The sequence below is a fragment of the Streptomyces sp. ICC1 genome, from assembly GCF_003287935.1.
In the GTDB taxonomy this organism is placed as follows: Bacteria; Actinomycetota; Actinomycetes; order Streptomycetales; family Streptomycetaceae; genus Streptomyces; species Streptomyces tritrimontium.
Genome location: NZ_CP030287.1, coordinates 5,072,402 through 5,088,890 on the forward strand (window position 1 = coordinate 5,072,402; position 16,489 = coordinate 5,088,890).

Here is a 16,489-nt window from a genome sequence, read left to right on the forward strand (position 1 = left end):
ATTGTCAAAAACCCTGGTGGGGCGGGGTGTGGAGCCCCGGAGGACGGGGGGCCCGATTTGAAAGGGAGGGTGCGGGCGCCGGTAACCTTGAGGCTTCGCCGTTCGTCCTCGTAAATGAAGAGAGCACCGTGGCCGCCGACAAGATCGAAACCATCGTCAGCCTGAGCAAGCGCCGTGGCTTCGTTTTCCCGTGCAGTGACATCTACGGCGGCTCCAAGGCCGCCTGGGATTACGGTCCGCTCGGTGTCGAGCTCAAGGAGAACATCAAGCGCCAGTGGTGGAAGGCCATGGTCACCGGGCGTGAGGACATCGTCGGCCTCGACTCCTCCGTGATCCTGGCCCCGGAGGTCTGGGTGGCCTCCGGCCACGTCGGCACCTTCTCGGACCCGCTGACCGAGTGCACCTCCTGTCACAAGCGCCACCGCGCCGACCACCTGGAAGAGGCGTACGAGGCCAAGCACGGCCGCACGCCTGCCAACGGCCTCGCGGACATCAACTGCCCCAACTGCGGCGTGAAGGGCCAGTTCACCGAGCCCAAGCAGTTCTCCGGCATGCTGGAGACCCACCTCGGCCCGACCCAGGACACCGGCTCCAAGGCGTACCTGCGCCCCGAGACCGCCCAGGGCATCTTCACCAACTTCGCGCACGTGATGACCGCCTCGCGCAAGAAGCCCCCCTTCGGCATCGCGCAGATGGGCAAGTCCTTCCGCAACGAGATCACCCCCGGCAACTTCATCTTCCGCACCCGCGAGTTCGAGCAGATGGAGATGGAGTTCTTCGTCAAGCCGGGCGAGGACGAGCAGTGGCAGGAGTACTGGATGCAGGAGCGGTGGAACTGGTACCGCGACCTCGGCATCCGCGAGGAGAACATCCGCTGGTACGACCACCCGAAGGACAAGCTGTCCCACTACTCGAAGCGCACCGCCGACATCGAGTACCGCTTCAACTTCGGTGGCAATGAGTTCTCCGAGCTCGAAGGCGTCGCCAACCGCACCGACTTCGACCTCAAGGCCCACTCCGCCGCCTCCGGCTCGGAGCTCGTGTACTTCGACCAGGAGTCGAAGGAGAAGTACACCCCGTACGTCATCGAGCCGGCGGCCGGTGTCAACCGCGCCATGCTCGCCTTCATGCTCGACGCGTACAACGAGGACGAGGCCCCGAACGCCAAGGGCGTCATGGAGAAGCGCACCGTGATGCGCCTCGACCCGCGCCTGGCCCCGGTCAAGGTCGCCGTCCTGCCGCTGTCCCGCAACGCGCAGCTGTCGCCGAAGGCCAAGGGCCTCGCCGCCGACCTGCGCAAGTTCTGGAACATCGAGTTCGACGACGCGGGCGCCATCGGCCGCCGCTACCGCCGCCAGGACGAGATCGGCACGCCGTTCTGCGTCACCGTCGACTTCGACACCCTCGACGACAACGCGGTGACCGTGCGCGAGCGCGACACCATGAAGCAGGAGCGCGTCTCCCTGGACCAGATCCAGACCTACCTCGGCAGCCGCCTGCTCGGCTGCTAGTGCTGTGACCGCAGTGGCCCGGTGCGCATCGCGCACCGGGCCACTGCCGTCCGCCCGTCCGGTCACGCGGGCGCGGCGCCGCTTCCGGCGGTCTGCGCCGCCAGGGCGGCCGCGGCCCGCGCCTCGCCCTCGGCCTGCGACCGCTTCGAGTAGCGGACGGTCCACAGGATCAGCGAGCCGAGGACGGAGTAGATCAGGATCGGGCTGACGACCACCATCGTGTCGGTGTCCAGCAGGTACACCAGCGCGACCCGCACCAGGGCCTCGGCCAGGTACGCGACGCCCCAGACGGTGGTCATCCGCCGCATCACGAAGCGGAAGTCGGGGTACTGCCAGAGCCCGTTGAAGTACGCCACTCCCGCCGGGGTGCCGTCCGTGCCGAACTTGCGGCCGAAGTAGAACATCAGCGGCCGCGGGGCCAGCAGGGTCGCGAGGCAGAGCAGCCCGAACAGGCCGGTCACGCCCGAGTCCTTGATGAGCAGCGCGCGCGCCGAGTGCGCGCCGATCAGCGTGACGAGGGCGGTGATCACCAGGAACACGAGGGTGACCACGGCGAACTCGTCGATCTTGCGCCGCCAGGCGAGGTGGACGGCGGAGTCGACCACCGGCCAGACGCCGCTGACCAGCAGCGCGGCGAACTCGCTCCAGCCGCGGTCGGTGAGCATGTTGTACGTGAGGATCGGCGCGACCACGTTGAAGCCGATGGTCAGGATCCAGCCGATCGCGGCCGCGGTTCCCGATCGGGCCGGCGGATCGGACTGCGGTGCCGTTGCTTCCTGAGCTGACAAAGTTCCCCCTGGAACGGACCTGATCTGTGCGGTAAGGGGAACGTAAGAACACGGCAGGGGAGCGGCAAGGGTCCCGCGCCCAAAATGATGATCAAGCTGTCCGGGCCGGCCGGTTCCGGGCGTCAGGCGCGCAGACCCCGGACGACCAGCGCGGAGACCGCCTCGAACTCGGCGGTGATGTTCGGGGACAGCCAGTCCGCCGCATACTGCGGATCATGGAAGCGGCCGGTGGCATCGAACACCGCCCGGGCGGCGGCCGGTACGTCGGGCGCGCTGAGCGATCCGGCCTCGACCCCCTCGCCGATGATCCTCGACAACTGCTCGACGAGCTGGCTCAGGTGCTGGTCGACGACGCCGCTGTTCTCGGTGAGCAGCACCATGTACGTCGCGAACAGCTCGGGATCGTTGCCGGCCTTGTGGCGCTTGGCCTCGAACAGCGCCTCCAGCCACGATTCCAGCTTCGAGGGCGCCGGCTCGGCGGGCGCCGAGACGATCTCCTCCAGCATGACCACGTTCTTGGCGAGCCAGCGGTCCGTGACGGCCTCGCGCAGCGCCGCCTTCGACGGGAAGTGCCGGTACACGCTGCCGTGGCTGACGCCCAGGGCGCGCGCCACGTCCACCACGGTCGCCTTGGTCGGGCCGAAGCGGCGCAGCACCTCCTCGGTGGTTTCGAGGATGCGCTCGGGAGTGAGGGGCGCGGCGGCAGCGGGAGGCATGAGTACGACCGTACAGCCGGATCAGTGCTCACTGTCCAGGTGGGCCATCTGGGCCGCCGGATACCGCTCGCCGGCAGCCGCTCCCGCCGGAACCGCCTCCTCGATGGCGGCGAGGTCGGCGGGGCTCAGCACCACCTGTATGGCACCCAGTGCCTCCGTGAGCCGGTCGCGGCGGCGGGCGCCCACCAGCGGCACGATGTCCTCGCCGCGCGAGAGCACCCAGGCGATGGCGGTCTGGGCGACGCTGACGCCCTTGTCGTCGGCGACCTTGCGCAGGGCGTCGACCAGGTCGAGGTTCCGGCCGAGGTTGTCGCCCTGGAAGCGCGGGCTCATCCCGCGGAAGTCGCCCGGGGCCAAGGTCCGCTCGCGGGTGAAATGCCCGCTGATCAGGCCGCGGGACAGCACCCCGTACGCCGTGATGCCGATGCCGAGCTCACGGGCGGCCGGCAGGATCTCCTGCTCGATGCCGCGTGAGATCAGGGAGTACTCGATCTGGAGGTCGGCGATCGGGGCCACGGCGGCGGCCCTGCGCAGGGTGTCCGCGCCGACCTCGGAGAGTCCTATGTGCCGGACGTGCCCGGCCTGCACGGCCTCGGCGATGGCGCCGACGGTCTCCTCGATCGGGACGTCCGGGTCGACGCGGGCGATGCGGTAGATGTCGATGTGGTCCCGGCCGAGGCGCTGGAGCGAATAGGCCAGGAAGTTCTTGACGGCCTCCGGCCGCCCGTCGTATCCGGTGAAGCCGCCCTCGACCGTGCGCAGGGCGCCGAACTTCACGCTGGTCAGCGCCTGCTCGCGGGCCGCGGCGGGCGCGGTGCGCAGGGCTTCGCCGATGAGGAGCTCGTTGTGCCCCATGCCGTAGAAGTCGCCGGTGTCGAGCAGGGTCACGCCCGCGTCGAGGGCCGCGTGGATGGTGGCGAGGGACTCGGCCCGGTCGGTCTCGCCGTAGAGCGCGGACATCCCCATGCATCCCAGGCCCAGCGGGAAGACCGAGGGGCCGGTGGTGCCGAGGGTGCGGGTCGGGTGGGTCGATTGGGTCGATCGGGCGGGGCTGGTCGCTCGGGTGCTCTCGTTCGTCGTCATGGAACGAGAATGGCATGACGGGTGACAGATTTCAATATCTGTCACCCGTTCGTGCGGGGGAGCCGCGACGGCGGCGTCCCGGGGGAGCGGGGTCGGTCAGGATTCCGGGTGGACCAGGCGGCTCAGCAGGGCGATCGCGTCCTCGCGCGCGACCGGCCGGAAGAACTCCGTGTCGACCGCTTCCACGGCGGCGATCGCCCGCGGCGCCAGCTCGGCGCCGGCCGCGGTGACGCGCAGCCGCTTGGCGCGCGTGTCCGCCGGGTCCACCTCGCGGGCGAGGAGCCCCTTCTGTTCGAGGGTCCGCACGACCTGGGAGGTCATCTTCACGTCGGTGCCGGCCTGGCGCGCCAGTGCCTGCTGGTTGGGGTGCTCGCCCTGGCCGTTGAGCCACCAGGCGCAGGCGAGCAGGACGAACTGCACGTGGGTCAGGCCCAGGGGGCCCAGCGCGGCGGCGATGCCGCGCTGCCAGCTCAGAGTGGCGTGCCAGAGGAGGAATCCGGGGCTCTCGCCCGGGGTCAGGGCCATCAGCCCCGTGCCGTCCGGTCCGGTGCCGTCGGGTCTGGCACCGTCGGGACCGGCACCGTCCGGTCCGGCATCGTCGGGTCTGGGGCCGGCGCCGTCCGGGCCAGTGCCGTCCGGACCAGCGCGGCCATGGTCTCGGGCCAGTCGGCGGTGATGGCCGGGCCGATGTGCGGGCCGGCCTCGCCGGCGCCCTCGCCGGTGATCTCCATCCGGTACACGACCCGGCTGCGGTCCGGGGCGAGCCGGTCGATCCGGTGGGTGGTCCGCAGGACCAGTCCGTCGAAGCGCGCCTCGTCGACGAACATCTCGCCCTCGACGGCCTCGGCGACGAGGAGTTCCACCGGGTCCTGGCCGGCCGGGGTCATGGTGATCTCCGCGCCCGCCGCGAAGGCACCCCGGAGCTCGATCTTCTCGATGTCGGCGTTCCAGGTGCCCCACCCCTCGACGTCGGCCCACAGGGCCCAGACCGCCTCGGGTGCGGCGGTGGTCTCAACGCCGTGCTCGTACTCCCACATGACTGCCTCCTGATAGATGCTCTGCGCGCAGATTATCTTCGCGGAGACCAACTGTCCAGGAGGCTCGGCCACCGGTCGGGGGAGGCGTCGTCACGAGGTCGCGCGCAGGACCAGGGCGGCCAGTGCGACCAGGGTCAGGACGGCCGCCGGGGCGAGCTCGTAGTCCTTCGCACGCAGGTGGGTGATGACCGCGCCGATGAAGTAGAGGGTCACGCCGGTGGCGGCGGCGATGCCCAGCGGCGCGACCCACAGGCCCGCCACCAGGCCGATCGCGCCCGCCGCCTTGAGCGCGGCCAGGCGCGGCAGCCACGAGTCGGGGACTCCGAGGCGGTGCATGTTCGATATGACCGCGGGGTTGCGGAGGAGGGTGAAGGTGGCGGACGCGGTGAGCGCGAGGGCGAGCAGGGTGGCGACGACGGCGTAGGCGGTGAACATGGCGGACTCCAATGATCGGCAGTTAAGAACTATTGAATACCATCAACGATTAACCGAGTGCAATCATTTCTTGGTTGTTACGATGTGGAGATGACGGCGCCTCAGGACTCCCCGCAACCTCCGCAGCGGCTGGGCCTGCTGCTGGCCTGGCACGGCTCGGTCACCCAGACCCGCATGAAGAAGGCGCTCGGCGCAGCCGGGCTCACCCCGCGCCACGCGATGACCCTGATGCACCTGGCCGGCGGCCCCATCGGCCAGCGCGCCCTCGCCGAGCGGCTGGAAGTGGACCCGAGCGTGCTCGTCGGCATCCTCAACGACCTCGAGGGCTGGGGCTTCGCGGAACGCCGCCGGGACCCGGCCGACCGGCGGCGTCACAACGTCGCCATCACGGGTGCCGGGACGGAGGTCCTGGCCAAGACCAACGAGGCTCTCGACGCGGTCGAGCTCGGACTGTTCGCGGGGCTGTCGGAGCAGGACCAGGACGTGCTGCGCGGACTGCTGGCGCGGATCGATTCGCACGCCGACGACTTCGACTGCACGGAGTAGCCGCGGAGCAGTCCGCAGTCGCGGAGGAGCCGCGGAGCAGCGGGCGCGCCGACCGGCGGCCGTTCGATTTCCCTTGTCCGCCTGATGATCACCGGGTTAAGGTCCCGGGCACGTATCGGGGGATCGCAGCAGGTGGGGGACATGGCCGAAGATTTCGACGCGCCCAACAAGGGCGCGGGCGCGTGGGGCCAGGCCGCGACGGCCCTGGCGCTGGTGGGGGCACTCGGTGTCGGCTTCTGGGTGCTCGCGCAGTCGCAGTCGTCCTCGACCGCCACCCCGCGGCCGGCGACCTGCAGGAGCGGGAAGCCCGAGAAGACGCCGGCGGAGACCGGGACCGCGCCCTGGCACGCCTCCGGCACGCAGCTCTGCGAGGCGCTGCACCGTCCGGACCTCGCCGAGCTGCTGGGCACGCCGGGGGAGAGCGCCAAGAGCGCGAGCGGCAGTGGCGGCTCCGTCGAGGTGAACGGCGAGGAGAAGGCCGTGACGCCGTCGGCCAGGGTCGAGTTCGAGACCTACACGGTCACGCTCAGGGCCGACCGCAAACCCCTCACGATCGCCACGGCATCCGCCCTGCTGGGGGACGGCGCGCCGCCGCGGACGGTGCTGGGCCGCCCGGGATTCCTCTACTCGGACCGCACCATCAGCCTCAGCTTCCGCCTCGACGGGAGCGACTCCCACAGCGGTCCGGGTGTCCCGGCGCGCGTCCTCGTCGTGTCCCGGGACGAGAAGGACAGCGGCGGCCTGTACGAGGTGACCGTGTGGCGCAGGGACGGCATGCTTCCGGACGACCTGGCGCTGCTCCGGGTCGCGGAGAAGGTGCTGCCGACCGTGCCGGGATGGTCCGGGGTGACCCCGCCGGGGCCCTGACCGCCGGGCCCCTGGCCTGACCGCCGGCCCCTGACCGCCGGCCCCTGGCCTGACCGCTGACCGCTGACCGCTGACCGGCGGCCCCCGCCCGTCGGCCGGGCGTACGGCCGTCTCGTAGACCCATCTGACGCTGCCGACGACCCACTCTGTGGAGGTCCCGGTTGACGCCGGAGTATGGCACAACAGTGCGAAGCCCCCCACGGCGGTCGTCACGACCGCGGCCCTGTCCTCGTTAGGCCTGCTCATCCCCCACCCGGCCGCGGCGGTGCCCGCCCCGCGCCCCTCGGTGGAGGAGGTACGGACCCGCGTGGACGAGCTGCACCGGCAGGCGGGCACGGCCGTGCAGGCCTACGACGCGGCGGCCGAGCGGACGGAGAAGCAGCGGGCCCTGCTCTCGGCGCTCATGGACCAGGTGGCCCGCACCACCCAGAAGCTGAACGAGACGCGACGGCTGCTCGGCAGCCACGCCGCCGACCGCTACCGGACCGCCGGCCCCCTCGGCGGGACCGCGACCCTGCTGCTCAGCGACGATCCGCAGGCCTTCTTCGCGCAGAACCACCTGCTGAACCGGCTCGGCGGCCGCGAGGACGCGCTGCTCACCGAGTACACCCGGGCCAGGGCCGAGACCGCGAGCAAGCGCCGGGCGGCGGACACGGTGATCGCGGAGCTGGAGCGGGCGCAGGAGGAGCTGCGCGGGCGCAAACAGGAGGTGCAGGGCCGGCTCACCGCGGCGAACGCGCTGCTGGCGCAGCTCACCCGGCCGGAGCGGGAACGGGTCCAGGCCGCCCGGGACCCGGTCGGCTCGGGCCCGCTCCCCGCCGACGCCCCGGCTTCGGCGGCCGGCGCCCGGGCCGTGGCCTTCGCGCGGGCCCAGCTCGGGAAGCCGTACGTCTGGGGCGCGACCGGCCCGCACTCCTACGACTGCTCCGGCCTGACCCAGGCCGCGTGGCGCGCGGCGGGCGTCACGCTGCCGCGCACCACCTGGGACCAGGTGGAGGCGGCGCCGCGGATCGCGACGAAGCAGCTGCGCCCGGGTGACCTGGTGTTCTACTACGGCGACATCAGCCATGTCGGGATCTACGTGGGCGGCGGACGCATGATCCACGCCCCGCGGCCGGGGGCGTACGTCCGCGAGGACCCGATCCACTACCAGCCCGTTTACGGGAGCGTCCGGCCCGGGTGAGCCGCCGGACGTCCCGTGTGCGCCCGCGCGGGCGTTCCCCGGCCCGTCCGCCGGGGTTCCCCGGCGTGTCCGTCACTCAGTGCCAGCACGGGGCCGGACCGTCCGGCGTGGCGCTCACCCTCCGTATCAGGGGAGTTGGGAGCGCGCCCGTCAACTCACTCTCTCCGTTGGTCCGTTCGTGCGGCCCGAGTCGCCGGTTGCGCCAACCGGACCTAGCGTCGAGCACATCGAGGAGCATGTACTGCCTTTTGCGGACAAACAGTTCGCGGCTGCGCCTCGGGGACCCGGAGGATTCACCATGCGTGCGATACGTGTCGCGTCCGTAGCCCTGCTGTCCACCGCCGCCTTCGCGCTCGCCGCGCCGATGGCCTCGGCCAACGACGGCGGGACCACGCCCAACGTCACGTCGTTCGGTTTCACCGTCTCCCCCGCCACCGCCGCCCCCAGGGGCACCGTCACCCTGAACGCCACCGGTTCGGCGCTCCTGGCCGGTGCGCTCGGCGGCGGCGTGTTCCTGATGCGCCGCCGGGCCGGCGGCAACGCCTGACCGTCGCCCCCCATCCCCCCAGCCCCCTGACCCGCCGGGCCCGTCCGACCCGCCCTTGGCGGTCGGCCGAGCCCGGTCCAGGTCCGATCCCATCCGAGCATCCGAGCATCCGAGGAGAGCACGTCATGCACCGCCACCAGGAGCGTACGAAGCCCCGCGGCGGCTGGGGCGTCGTCGCCCTGGTCGCCCTCAGCGGCACGTTCCTCCTGACCAACGGCCTCGACGCGAGCGGCGGCCCGCCCCAGCCGGCCCGCGCATCCGCCCTGGTCAGCGACCCGGTCCACGACGCGGCCGCCCGCCGCCTGCCGCCGGCCCCGGAGCCCCTGAAGCCCTCTCCGCCGACCCGGATCCGGGTGCCCTCCGTACGGGTCGACGCCCCCGTCACCCGCGTCGGCCTCGACGCCGAGGGCTGGGTGGACGCCCCGCCGCCGCAGGACGCGAACCTGGCCGGCTGGTACGACGGCTCCCCCGCCCCGGGCGCACGGGGCACGACCGTGATCGACGGCCACGTGGACAACGAGCAGGGCCCGGCCGTCTTCTACCGCCTCGGCTCGGTCGAACGGGGCCAGCGCGTCGAGGTGGACCGGCAGGACGGCCGCACCGCCGTGTTCACGGTGTACGGCATCGAGGTCGTCGGGAAGGACGGCTTCCCCGCCGAGCGCGTCTACGGCCCCAAGGGCGCGCCGGAGCTGCGCGTGATCACCTGCGGCGGCGGCTTCTCGAAGAAGACGGGGTACGACGGGAACGTCGTCGTCTTCGCCCGCCTGACCGAAATCCGCTGACGGCCGCCCCCTAGGCTCGTCGCCATGACCGTACTGATCAACGTCTTCCTCTGCCTGCACATCATCGGGATCGCCTCGCTCCTCGGCGGCTTCCTGACCCAGATGAAGGCGATGGGCGCGGGCACCGCCCGCTTCGTGCCCGCGATGCTGCACGGCGCGCTGACGATGCTCGTCACCGGCGTACTGCTGGTCGGCTTCCGCGAGATGGACGGCGGTACCGTCAACAACGTCAAGGTCGGCGTGAAGCTCGCGATCCTCTTCGTGATCCTGGCCCTCGTGTACGTCAAGCGCGACGAGGAGCGGGTGGAGAAGGCGCTGTTCGGCGCGGTCGGCGGGCTCACCGTGGTCAACATCTTCATCGCGGTCCTCTGGCGCTGACACGCGCCGACACCTGACGACCATCGGCGGCCAACGGGCGGCCATCTCCGGTCGCGTCCGGCCACTTGCGGTCATCCCGTCATCTGCCCGTTACCTTCGGGTCTAGCGTCCTCCTCCAAGCACCGACAGAGGAAGGACGTGAGGCCCTCGTGGCCAGTCATCGAAAGCCCAGGCAGCGCCCGCTCGCCGGCACCGCCGCACGGAGCACCGTACGCACCACGGCCGCCACCCTCGCCCTCGCGGGCGCTGCCACCGCCACCGCGCTCGAAGGCACCTCCCACGCCGACCCCCAGCCGACGCCCTCGCAGGTCAAGGCCGATGTGGACCGGCTGTACGAGGAGGCCGAGGCCGCGACCGAGCGGTACAACGGGGCGAAGGAGAAGGCGGACGAGGCGCAGCTCTCCCTCACCGGGCTGCAGGGCGAGACCGCCCGCAAGACGGACCAGCTCAACAGCGCGCGCAGCACGCTCGGTTCGATGGCCGCGACCCAGTACCGCAGCGGGACCCTGGGCGCCGCCGTACAGCTGGCGATGTCCGACGATCCGCAGGAGTACCTGGACCGGGCCGCCCTCATCACCCGCGCCGGGAACCGCAACGCCGCCGAGCTCGCGACGATGCGCCGCAGGCTCGACGAGGTCGGGAAGCTCGAGGAGCAGGCCTCCGGCCGCCTCGCCGACCTGCGCGCCCGGCAGGGCGAACTCGCCGGCCACAAGGCCGAGATCGAGGAGAAACTGACCGCCGCCCAGCGGCTGCTGGCCAAGCTCACCGCCGAGGAGCGCGCGGCCTACGAGGCCGGCCCGGCCGTCGCGCGGACGCCGGCTCCGCCCTCCGACGGCTCCCGCGCCGCCCGTGCGGTGGCGTTCGCGTACGGGGCGATCGGCAAGCCGTACGTGTGGGGCGCGACGGGGCCGGGATCCTTCGACTGCTCGGGGCTGACCCAGGCGGCCTGGCGCGCGGCCGGGGTGTCGCTGCCGCGCACCACGTACACCCAGATCAATGCCGGACAGCGGATCTCCCGCGATCAGCTGGCCCCCGGCGACCTGGTGTTCTTCTACTCCGGGGTCACCCACGTGGGCCTGTACATCGGCAACGGCCAGATGATCCACGCCCCGCGCCCCGGTTCCACGGTCCGCCTCGCCCCGGTGGACTCGATGCCCTGGGCCGGCGCCTCGCGGCCGGCGTAGCCGCGGCTACGGGGCCTTGACCGTCTTGGTCAGCCACTCGAAGGTCTGCGGCAGCTGCTTCGACCACGTGTCGAGGTTGTGGCCCCCGGTCACCTTCTCCGCGTGCACCACCGTCGGGCTCTGCGCGAGCGCCTTGAGGTCCGTGCCGGACAGGTAGCCGTCCTGCTCGGCCCCCGACATCCACAGCGAGACCGCCGGGGGCGTGGGCGCGGCCTTGAGCAGGTACTTCAGATTGTGGGTGCGGCGCAGCTCCGGGTCCTGGGCGACCAGCGACGAGGGCTCCTGGCCCGGGTCGTTGTATCCGGACAGGGAGACGGCCGCGCTGTAGCGGTCGGGGTGGTTGATCGCCAGCTTGGCGGCGCAGTACGCGCCGGCCGAGTACCCGGCCACGCCCCAGGAACTGGCGTCCTGCGACACCCGGAAGTTGTCGGCGACCATCTTGCGGACGTCGACGCTGAACCAGCTGTCGGCGTTGACCTTGCCGGGGATGTTGGCGCAGCCGGTGTCGGCGTTGCCGAGCAGCATGGCGCGCGGCGAGACCAGGATGAACGGCTGCACCTTGCCGCTCTTCATGAGCGGCTCCAGGATCTCGTGGGCCTTCAGCCCCTGGAACCAGGACTTGCCCGTCCCGGGTATGCCCGGTATCAGCTCGACGACGGGGAACTTCTTGTCCTTGAAGGCCGGGTCGTCGTACTGCGGCGGCAGCCAGACCAGGACGTCGCCCTTGACGCCGGAGATCTTGCCGTCGAGCTCGGTCTTCTTGACCCGGCCGCCGAGCCCGTCGACCGGCTGGAACTCCTGGAGCACCTTCGGCTCGGCCTTGACCTCCGCGGCCTTCTTCCCGCCGAGCCCGTCGGGGCCGAGGTCGGGGGCGGCGGTGACGTACTTGCCGGTGCCGAGCAGATCGCCCCAGGTGGCGTAGAAGTTCATGTCCCGGTTGATCGCGATGAACACCAGCGCGACGGCCATGACCTGGGCGAAGAGCATCATCGCGGTACGGGTGGCGACGCGTACGGCGGCGGGGCCGCGCACCTTGCTCCACACGGCCAGCGGCAGGAGGACGGCGCACGCCGTCAGGGCGATCGCCGTCGCGAAGAGGGGGGTCCCCGTCAAACTCATCACGGACGGTAGAGGGGTCCGCGGCGTCCCGGGGTTCCCGGGACGGGCTGCGGTGTGGATCACAGGCCTTCCGGCCCGTGATCCACTTCCCGATCAGACCAGCCGGCGGGCCGTCGCCCAGCGGGTGAGCTCGTGTCGGTTCGAGAGCTGCAGCTTCCTCAGGACGGCCGAGACGTGCGACTCCACGGTCTTCACCGAGATGAAGAGCTGCTTGGCGATCTCCTTGTACGCGTACCCGCGCGCGATGAGCCGCAGCACCTCGCGCTCGCGCTGGGTGAGGCGGTCCAGGTCCTCGTCGACCGGCGGGGCGTCCGTGGAGGCGAAGGCGTCGAGCACGAAGCCCGCCAGCCGCGGCGAGAACACCGCGTCCCCGTCCTGGACCCGGAAGACCGAGTCGACCAGGTCGGTGCCGGTGATCGTCTTGGTGACGTAGCCGCGGGCGCCACCGCGGATGACCCCGATGACGTCCTCGGCGGCGTCCGACACCGACAGGGCCAGGAAGCGCACCGGGTCCTCGACGGCCCCCATCAGCGGGGCGCAGCGGCGCAGCACCTCGACACCGCCGCCGCCGGGCAGGTGCACGTCGAGGAGCACCACCTCGGGCCGGGTGGCGGTGATGACGGTGACGGCCTGGTCCACGTCGGCGGCTTCGCCGACGACCTCGACGCCCGTCCGGTCGGTCTCGCCGATCTCGGCCTGGACTCCCGTGCGGAACATCCGGTGGTCGTCGACGAGCACCACCCGGACCCTCCTGGTCACCGGGCCGGTGCCCGCGTTGCCGCCGGTGCCCGCGTTGCCGCCGGTGCTCGCGTTGTCCTCGGTCATGCTGCCTTCGCCGCCCTCTCCATCTCCAGCTCGACTTCCGTGCCGCCGTCGGGCGCGGACCGCAGCCGCGCGGTCCCGCCGTTGCGCTGCATCCGGCCGATGATCGATTCTCGTACGCCCATCCGGTCGTCCGGCACCGCGTCCATGTCGAAGCCCGGTCCGCGGTCCCGCACGGACACGAACACCGTCTGGCCCTCCACCTCCGCATAGACCTGGACGGGGCCGCCGTCGCCACCGTACTTGGCGGCGTTGACCATCGCCTCGCGCGCTGCCTGCATCTGTGCGCTCAGCTTCTCGTCGAGGGGGCAGTCGCCGACGACGACCACCTCGATCTGGACCCCGTGGTGGTCCTCGACCTCGGCGGCGGTCCGCTTCACCGCCTCGGCCAGCGTGCTCGGCTCCTCGGCCTCGTCCTTGCCGGTGCCCTCGGGCTTGTACAGCCAGTTGCGCAGCTCCCGCTCCTGGGCCCGCGCGAGGCGGCGCACCTCTCCTGCATCCGCGGCGTTGCGCTGGATCAGGGTGAGGGTGTGCAGCACGGAGTCGTGGACGTGGGCGGCCACCTCGGCGCGCTCCTGGGCGCGGATGCGCATCAGGCGCTCCTCGGAGAGGTCCTGGGTCATCCGGATCAGCCAGGGTCCGGCGAGGAGGGCGACGCCGACGAGGACGGCGAGGGTGGCGGTCAGCACGTTGCCCAGCTGGGCGGCGGAGCCGCGGACGACGAGGAAGACGGTCAGGCCGACCCCGACCAGGGCGACGCCCGCGAGGGCGCGGGCGATCTGCAGCAGCCGCGCGTGCCGGCCGGCGGCGGCGTTCCAGTGGGCGCGCCGCGCGTTGTCGGCCTGGCGCCAGACGAGGACCACACCGGCCCCGACGAGCAGCGTCGGCCACACGTAGCGCCCGGAGGTGCCGCCCACCTGGACCTTGGAGATGAAGATGCCGGCGCCGACGCACAGGGCGATCAGCGCGGTGATCTGGCCCCGCTCGGGCTTGCGCAGCCGGCGCGTGCCGTCGGGGAGGGTGTCGAAGTAGGAGCGGTGGCCGCTGCGGCCGCCGACACCGAGCGGTACGAAGACCCAGAACGCGGCGTAGAGCAGTATGCCGAGGCCGTCGCCCCACATGAACAGGCCGAGGAAGACGAGCCGGACCCAGACGACGGGCACCCCGAGGTGTCCGGCGAGGCCGCGCGCGACACCGCCGAGCATCCGGCCGTCGGCGCTGCGGTAGAGCTTGCGCTGCGGCGTCTCGTCGGATTCCGGTGCGTACGGCGGACGGGGGGCGGTTGCTACGGGCATGTCATCGATGGTCACACGTGCGCGGCGCCCGGGGCATCAGGGCAGCCCCCCAGTTCTCTCCGGGGGATATCAGGGTTGTCCCAGGGTGGATCCGGATGCCCGCGGCTTCGGCGGACCGTCACCATGTACCCATGACCGAAGTAGACGATTCCCCTCCGCCGCCGGGCGCGGGGGGCGGTGTGGGCGCCGCGGGCGGCCCGCCGCCCGCCGAGCCTCCTCCCCCGCGCCTGCGCCGCGCCAAGCGGGACAAGGTGCTCGCCGGCGTGTGCGGCGGCCTGGGCCGGTACTTCGGCCTCGACCCGGTGATCTTCCGGATCGTGCTCGGCGTCCTCGCGGTGACGGGCGGGGTCGGTCTGATCTTCTACGGATTCGCGTGGCTGCTGCTGCCCCAGGAGGGCGACGAGGACAGCGAGGCGAAGAAGCTGCTCACGGGGCGGGTCGAAGGCGCGACGCTGGCGGCGGTGTTCGCCGCGCTGGTGGGCTGCGCCCTGTTCCTGTCGATGCTGGACAACGGCGGGCTGGCGGCCTTCTCCGTCCTGGCCGTCCTGGCACTGGGCGGCGGGGCCTACTGGTCGCAGCATCACCGCGGCACCCTCGCGCCGCCCCCGCAGGACAAGGCGGCCGGGGCCCCGGCGGGCGCGGAGTTCGTGTGGCCGGAGGCCACGCGCACCGGGCACCGGACGGCACACAGCCCGGCCCCGCCCGAGACCCAGGCGCCGCCCGCGCCCGGCGGCCCGTCATGGTGGCGGGACCCGCTGGTCAAGGACGGCACGACCGGGCCCTCGGGCTCGACCGGGTACTTGTGGGGTCCGGCCGATCCGGCGGGGGACGACCTCGACGATCCGGCGGCGGCCCCCGCCGGGGGCCGGGCGGAGACGGTGCGGCGCGGCGGCATCGGCGGGCGGGTGTTCGTGCTGGCACTGCTGTCCGGGGCGGCCGGCGCCGCCTCGGTCTGGGAGGGCAGCACCCTCAGCCACGCGCTGCAGGTCGGCTTCGCGTGCGCCCTCGCGGTCTTCGGCCTCGGGCTGGCGGTCAGCTCGGTCAAGGGCCGCACCGGCTTCGGCACCGTGCTGCTCGCGGTGGTCACGGCCGGGCTCCTGGCCGGTTCGGCGGTCCTGCCCAAGGAGATCGGCACCGACTGGCGCGATGTGAACTGGCGGCCGGCCTCGGTGGACGCCGTGGCGCCGCGCTACGAGGCGGGGACCGGGCTCGCCACCTTGGACCTGAGCCATCTGGACGTGCCCAAGGGCGCCACCGTGCCCGTCCACGCCTCCATCGAGGCGGGCCGGCTCCGGGTGATCCTGCCGAGGGAGGTCACCGCGCGAACGGAGGCCACCGTGAAGCTGGGCGACATCCAGATGCCCGGCGACGCCCAGGAGGCGATACGCGTGCGGCGCGGCGGCGAGACCCGCCGCGAGACCCTGCCGCCCACCCCGGGCACCGAGGCGGGCGGGACGATCGATCTGCATCTGAACGCGGGTGTGGGACAGGTGGAGGTTTCCCGTGCGGCGTCATGAGTTCCAGCCGGGGCGGCTGATCGCGGGCCTGGTCCTGATGGCCGCCGGTGTCCTCTACCTCCTCGGCGCGGCCGGTCAGGCCGACCCGCCGTGGTTCTTCGTCCTGATGATGACGGCGGGCGGGCTCGCGTTCGCCGCCGTCGTCGGCCTGGTGACCTATGCCGTGCGCCGCGACAGGCGCGACCGGATCACCGAGTCCAGCGAGAGGTAGGGCGCCCCTGCGAGGACCAGCGGGGTCCAGGCCACCAGGTACACCAGATCGTTGCCGTAGTAGTACGGGGTCACCGCCCAGGAGACGGTGAGCCACAGGCTGAGCGAGATCAGCGCCCCGCCGACGGCCGCGATCCGGGTCAGGAGACCCGCCAGGACGCCCAAGCCGACGAGGAGTTCCCCGATCGCCAGGGCGACGGCGAAGCCCACGGGCGCCTTGAGCGCCAGGTCCACCATGGCCGGTACCGCCGAGGTGTCGCGCACCCCGCGCATCAGCTCGCCGATGGAGCCGTCGCCGGTGGCGGAGAGGAACGCGGAGTCTGTCAGCTTGTCCAGGCCGGCGTAGACGAAGGTCACGCCGAGGAAGATCCGCAAGGGCAGGAGCGCGTGGCGGGCCGCGAGTGCGCGCAGGCCCACAGGTGCGTCGGCGCGGGCGCCGGAGAGGACGTCAGTTCGGGTCACGCGACAT

20 protein-coding genes are annotated in these 16,489 nt (G+C 72.0%); 10 read left to right on the top strand and 10 right to left on the bottom strand.

Going from position 1 to position 16,489, the window contains the following annotated elements:
• Positions 1-128 precede the first annotated feature (128 nt).
• Positions 129-1,511: a glycine--tRNA ligase gene (locus DRB96_RS24010; RefSeq protein WP_112450325.1), complete on the top strand. Its 1,383-nt coding sequence runs from the start codon at positions 129-131 to the stop codon at positions 1,509-1,511.
• A 62-nt stretch (positions 1,512-1,573) separates the two neighbouring features.
• Here the strand turns inward: DRB96_RS24010 and DRB96_RS24015 are convergent, their stop codons facing one another.
• The 6 genes from DRB96_RS24015 to DRB96_RS24040 all read right to left on the bottom strand — a co-directional run bounded on the left by DRB96_RS24015 (position 1,574) and on the right by DRB96_RS24040 (position 5,570).
• Positions 1,574-2,299, bottom strand: a complete 726-nt coding sequence (locus DRB96_RS24015) for a VC0807 family protein (RefSeq protein WP_112450326.1) — start codon at positions 2,297-2,299, stop codon at positions 1,574-1,576.
• Between the two features lie 122 nt (positions 2,300-2,421).
• A complete protein-coding gene (locus DRB96_RS24020; RefSeq protein WP_112450327.1) occupies positions 2,422-3,015 on the bottom strand; it encodes a TetR family transcriptional regulator in 594 nt (197 codons plus the stop codon).
• A gap of 21 nt (positions 3,016-3,036) precedes the next feature.
• Positions 3,037-4,098: an aldo/keto reductase gene (locus DRB96_RS24025; protein WP_112450328.1), complete on the bottom strand. Its 1,062-nt coding sequence runs from the start codon at positions 4,096-4,098 to the stop codon at positions 3,037-3,039.
• A gap of 96 nt (positions 4,099-4,194) precedes the next feature.
• Entirely contained in the window at positions 4,195-4,623 is a 429-nt protein-coding gene (locus DRB96_RS24030) for a MarR family transcriptional regulator (protein WP_112450329.1), read from the bottom strand.
• The gene (locus DRB96_RS24035; RefSeq protein ID WP_239516311.1) at positions 4,623-5,135 is read right to left on the bottom strand and encodes a polyketide cyclase; all 513 of its coding nucleotides are present in this window, start codon (positions 5,133-5,135) and stop codon (positions 4,623-4,625) included. The genes DRB96_RS24030 and DRB96_RS24035 overlap by 1 nt, the downstream gene beginning before the upstream one ends.
• Before the next feature lie 90 nt (positions 5,136-5,225).
• A complete protein-coding gene (locus DRB96_RS24040) occupies positions 5,226-5,570 on the bottom strand; it encodes a DoxX family protein (RefSeq protein WP_112450330.1) in 345 nt (114 codons plus the stop codon).
• Between the two features lie 90 nt (positions 5,571-5,660).
• On the opposite strand from DRB96_RS24040, the gene DRB96_RS24045 reads away from it, so the two are divergent.
• The 7 genes from DRB96_RS24045 to DRB96_RS24075 all read left to right on the top strand — a co-directional run bounded on the left by DRB96_RS24045 (position 5,661) and on the right by DRB96_RS24075 (position 11,057).
• Positions 5,661-6,116 carry a MarR family winged helix-turn-helix transcriptional regulator gene (locus DRB96_RS24045; protein WP_112453669.1) on the top strand — a complete coding sequence of 152 codons (456 nt, stop codon included), beginning with the start codon at positions 5,661-5,663 and terminating at the stop codon, positions 6,114-6,116.
• Between the two features lie 141 nt (positions 6,117-6,257).
• Positions 6,258-6,983 carry a DUF6215 domain-containing protein gene (locus DRB96_RS24050; protein ID WP_112450331.1) on the top strand — a complete coding sequence of 242 codons (726 nt, stop codon included), beginning with the start codon at positions 6,258-6,260 and terminating at the stop codon, positions 6,981-6,983.
• A gap of 148 nt (positions 6,984-7,131) precedes the next feature.
• Positions 7,132-8,166 (top strand): C40 family peptidase, encoded by a 1,035-nt coding sequence (locus DRB96_RS24055; protein ID WP_112450332.1) that lies wholly within the window; start codon positions 7,132-7,134, stop codon positions 8,164-8,166.
• Positions 8,167-8,464: 298 nt separating this feature from the next.
• A complete protein-coding gene (locus DRB96_RS45995) occupies positions 8,465-8,713 on the top strand; it encodes a hypothetical protein (protein ID WP_112450333.1) in 249 nt (82 codons plus the stop codon).
• A 125-nt stretch (positions 8,714-8,838) separates the two neighbouring features.
• On the top strand, positions 8,839-9,495 hold the full coding sequence (locus DRB96_RS24065; protein ID WP_112450334.1) for a class F sortase: 657 nt from the start codon (positions 8,839-8,841) through the stop codon (positions 9,493-9,495).
• A gap of 24 nt (positions 9,496-9,519) precedes the next feature.
• Positions 9,520-9,873, top strand: a complete 354-nt coding sequence (locus DRB96_RS24070) for a hypothetical protein (protein WP_112450335.1) — start codon at positions 9,520-9,522, stop codon at positions 9,871-9,873.
• 149 nt (positions 9,874-10,022) lie between these two features.
• Positions 10,023-11,057 (top strand): C40 family peptidase, encoded by a 1,035-nt coding sequence (locus DRB96_RS24075; protein WP_112450336.1) that lies wholly within the window; start codon positions 10,023-10,025, stop codon positions 11,055-11,057.
• Positions 11,058-11,063: 6 nt separating this feature from the next.
• Here DRB96_RS24075 and DRB96_RS24080 read toward each other — a convergent pair whose 3' ends face one another.
• The 3 genes from DRB96_RS24080 to DRB96_RS24090 form a co-directional block, all read right to left on the bottom strand.
• Entirely contained in the window at positions 11,064-12,176 is a 1,113-nt protein-coding gene (locus DRB96_RS24080; RefSeq protein ID WP_112450337.1) for an alpha/beta hydrolase-fold protein, read from the bottom strand.
• Positions 12,177-12,269: 93 nt separating this feature from the next.
• The gene (locus DRB96_RS24085) at positions 12,270-13,001 is read right to left on the bottom strand and encodes a response regulator transcription factor (RefSeq protein WP_275432022.1); all 732 of its coding nucleotides are present in this window, start codon (positions 12,999-13,001) and stop codon (positions 12,270-12,272) included.
• Positions 12,998-14,293: an ATP-binding protein gene (locus tag DRB96_RS24090; protein ID WP_112453672.1), complete on the bottom strand. Its 1,296-nt coding sequence runs from the start codon at positions 14,291-14,293 to the stop codon at positions 12,998-13,000. Before DRB96_RS24090 ends, DRB96_RS24085 begins: the two co-directional genes overlap by 4 nt.
• Before the next feature lie 131 nt (positions 14,294-14,424).
• On the opposite strand from DRB96_RS24090, the gene DRB96_RS24095 reads away from it, so the two are divergent.
• Together DRB96_RS24095 and DRB96_RS24100 are read left to right on the top strand one after the other, a co-directional pair.
• Positions 14,425-15,810: a PspC domain-containing protein gene (locus tag DRB96_RS24095; protein WP_239516334.1), complete on the top strand. Its 1,386-nt coding sequence runs from the start codon at positions 14,425-14,427 to the stop codon at positions 15,808-15,810.
• Positions 15,797-16,021 carry a hypothetical protein gene (locus DRB96_RS24100; RefSeq protein WP_112450339.1) on the top strand — a complete coding sequence of 75 codons (225 nt, stop codon included), beginning with the start codon at positions 15,797-15,799 and terminating at the stop codon, positions 16,019-16,021. Before DRB96_RS24095 ends, DRB96_RS24100 begins: the two co-directional genes overlap by 14 nt.
• Here DRB96_RS24100 and DRB96_RS24105 read toward each other — a convergent pair.
• Entirely contained in the window at positions 15,967-16,437 is a 471-nt protein-coding gene (locus DRB96_RS24105) for a DoxX family protein (RefSeq protein WP_112453671.1), read from the bottom strand. The genes DRB96_RS24100 and DRB96_RS24105 overlap by 55 nt on opposite strands.
• Positions 16,438-16,489 lie beyond the last annotated feature (52 nt).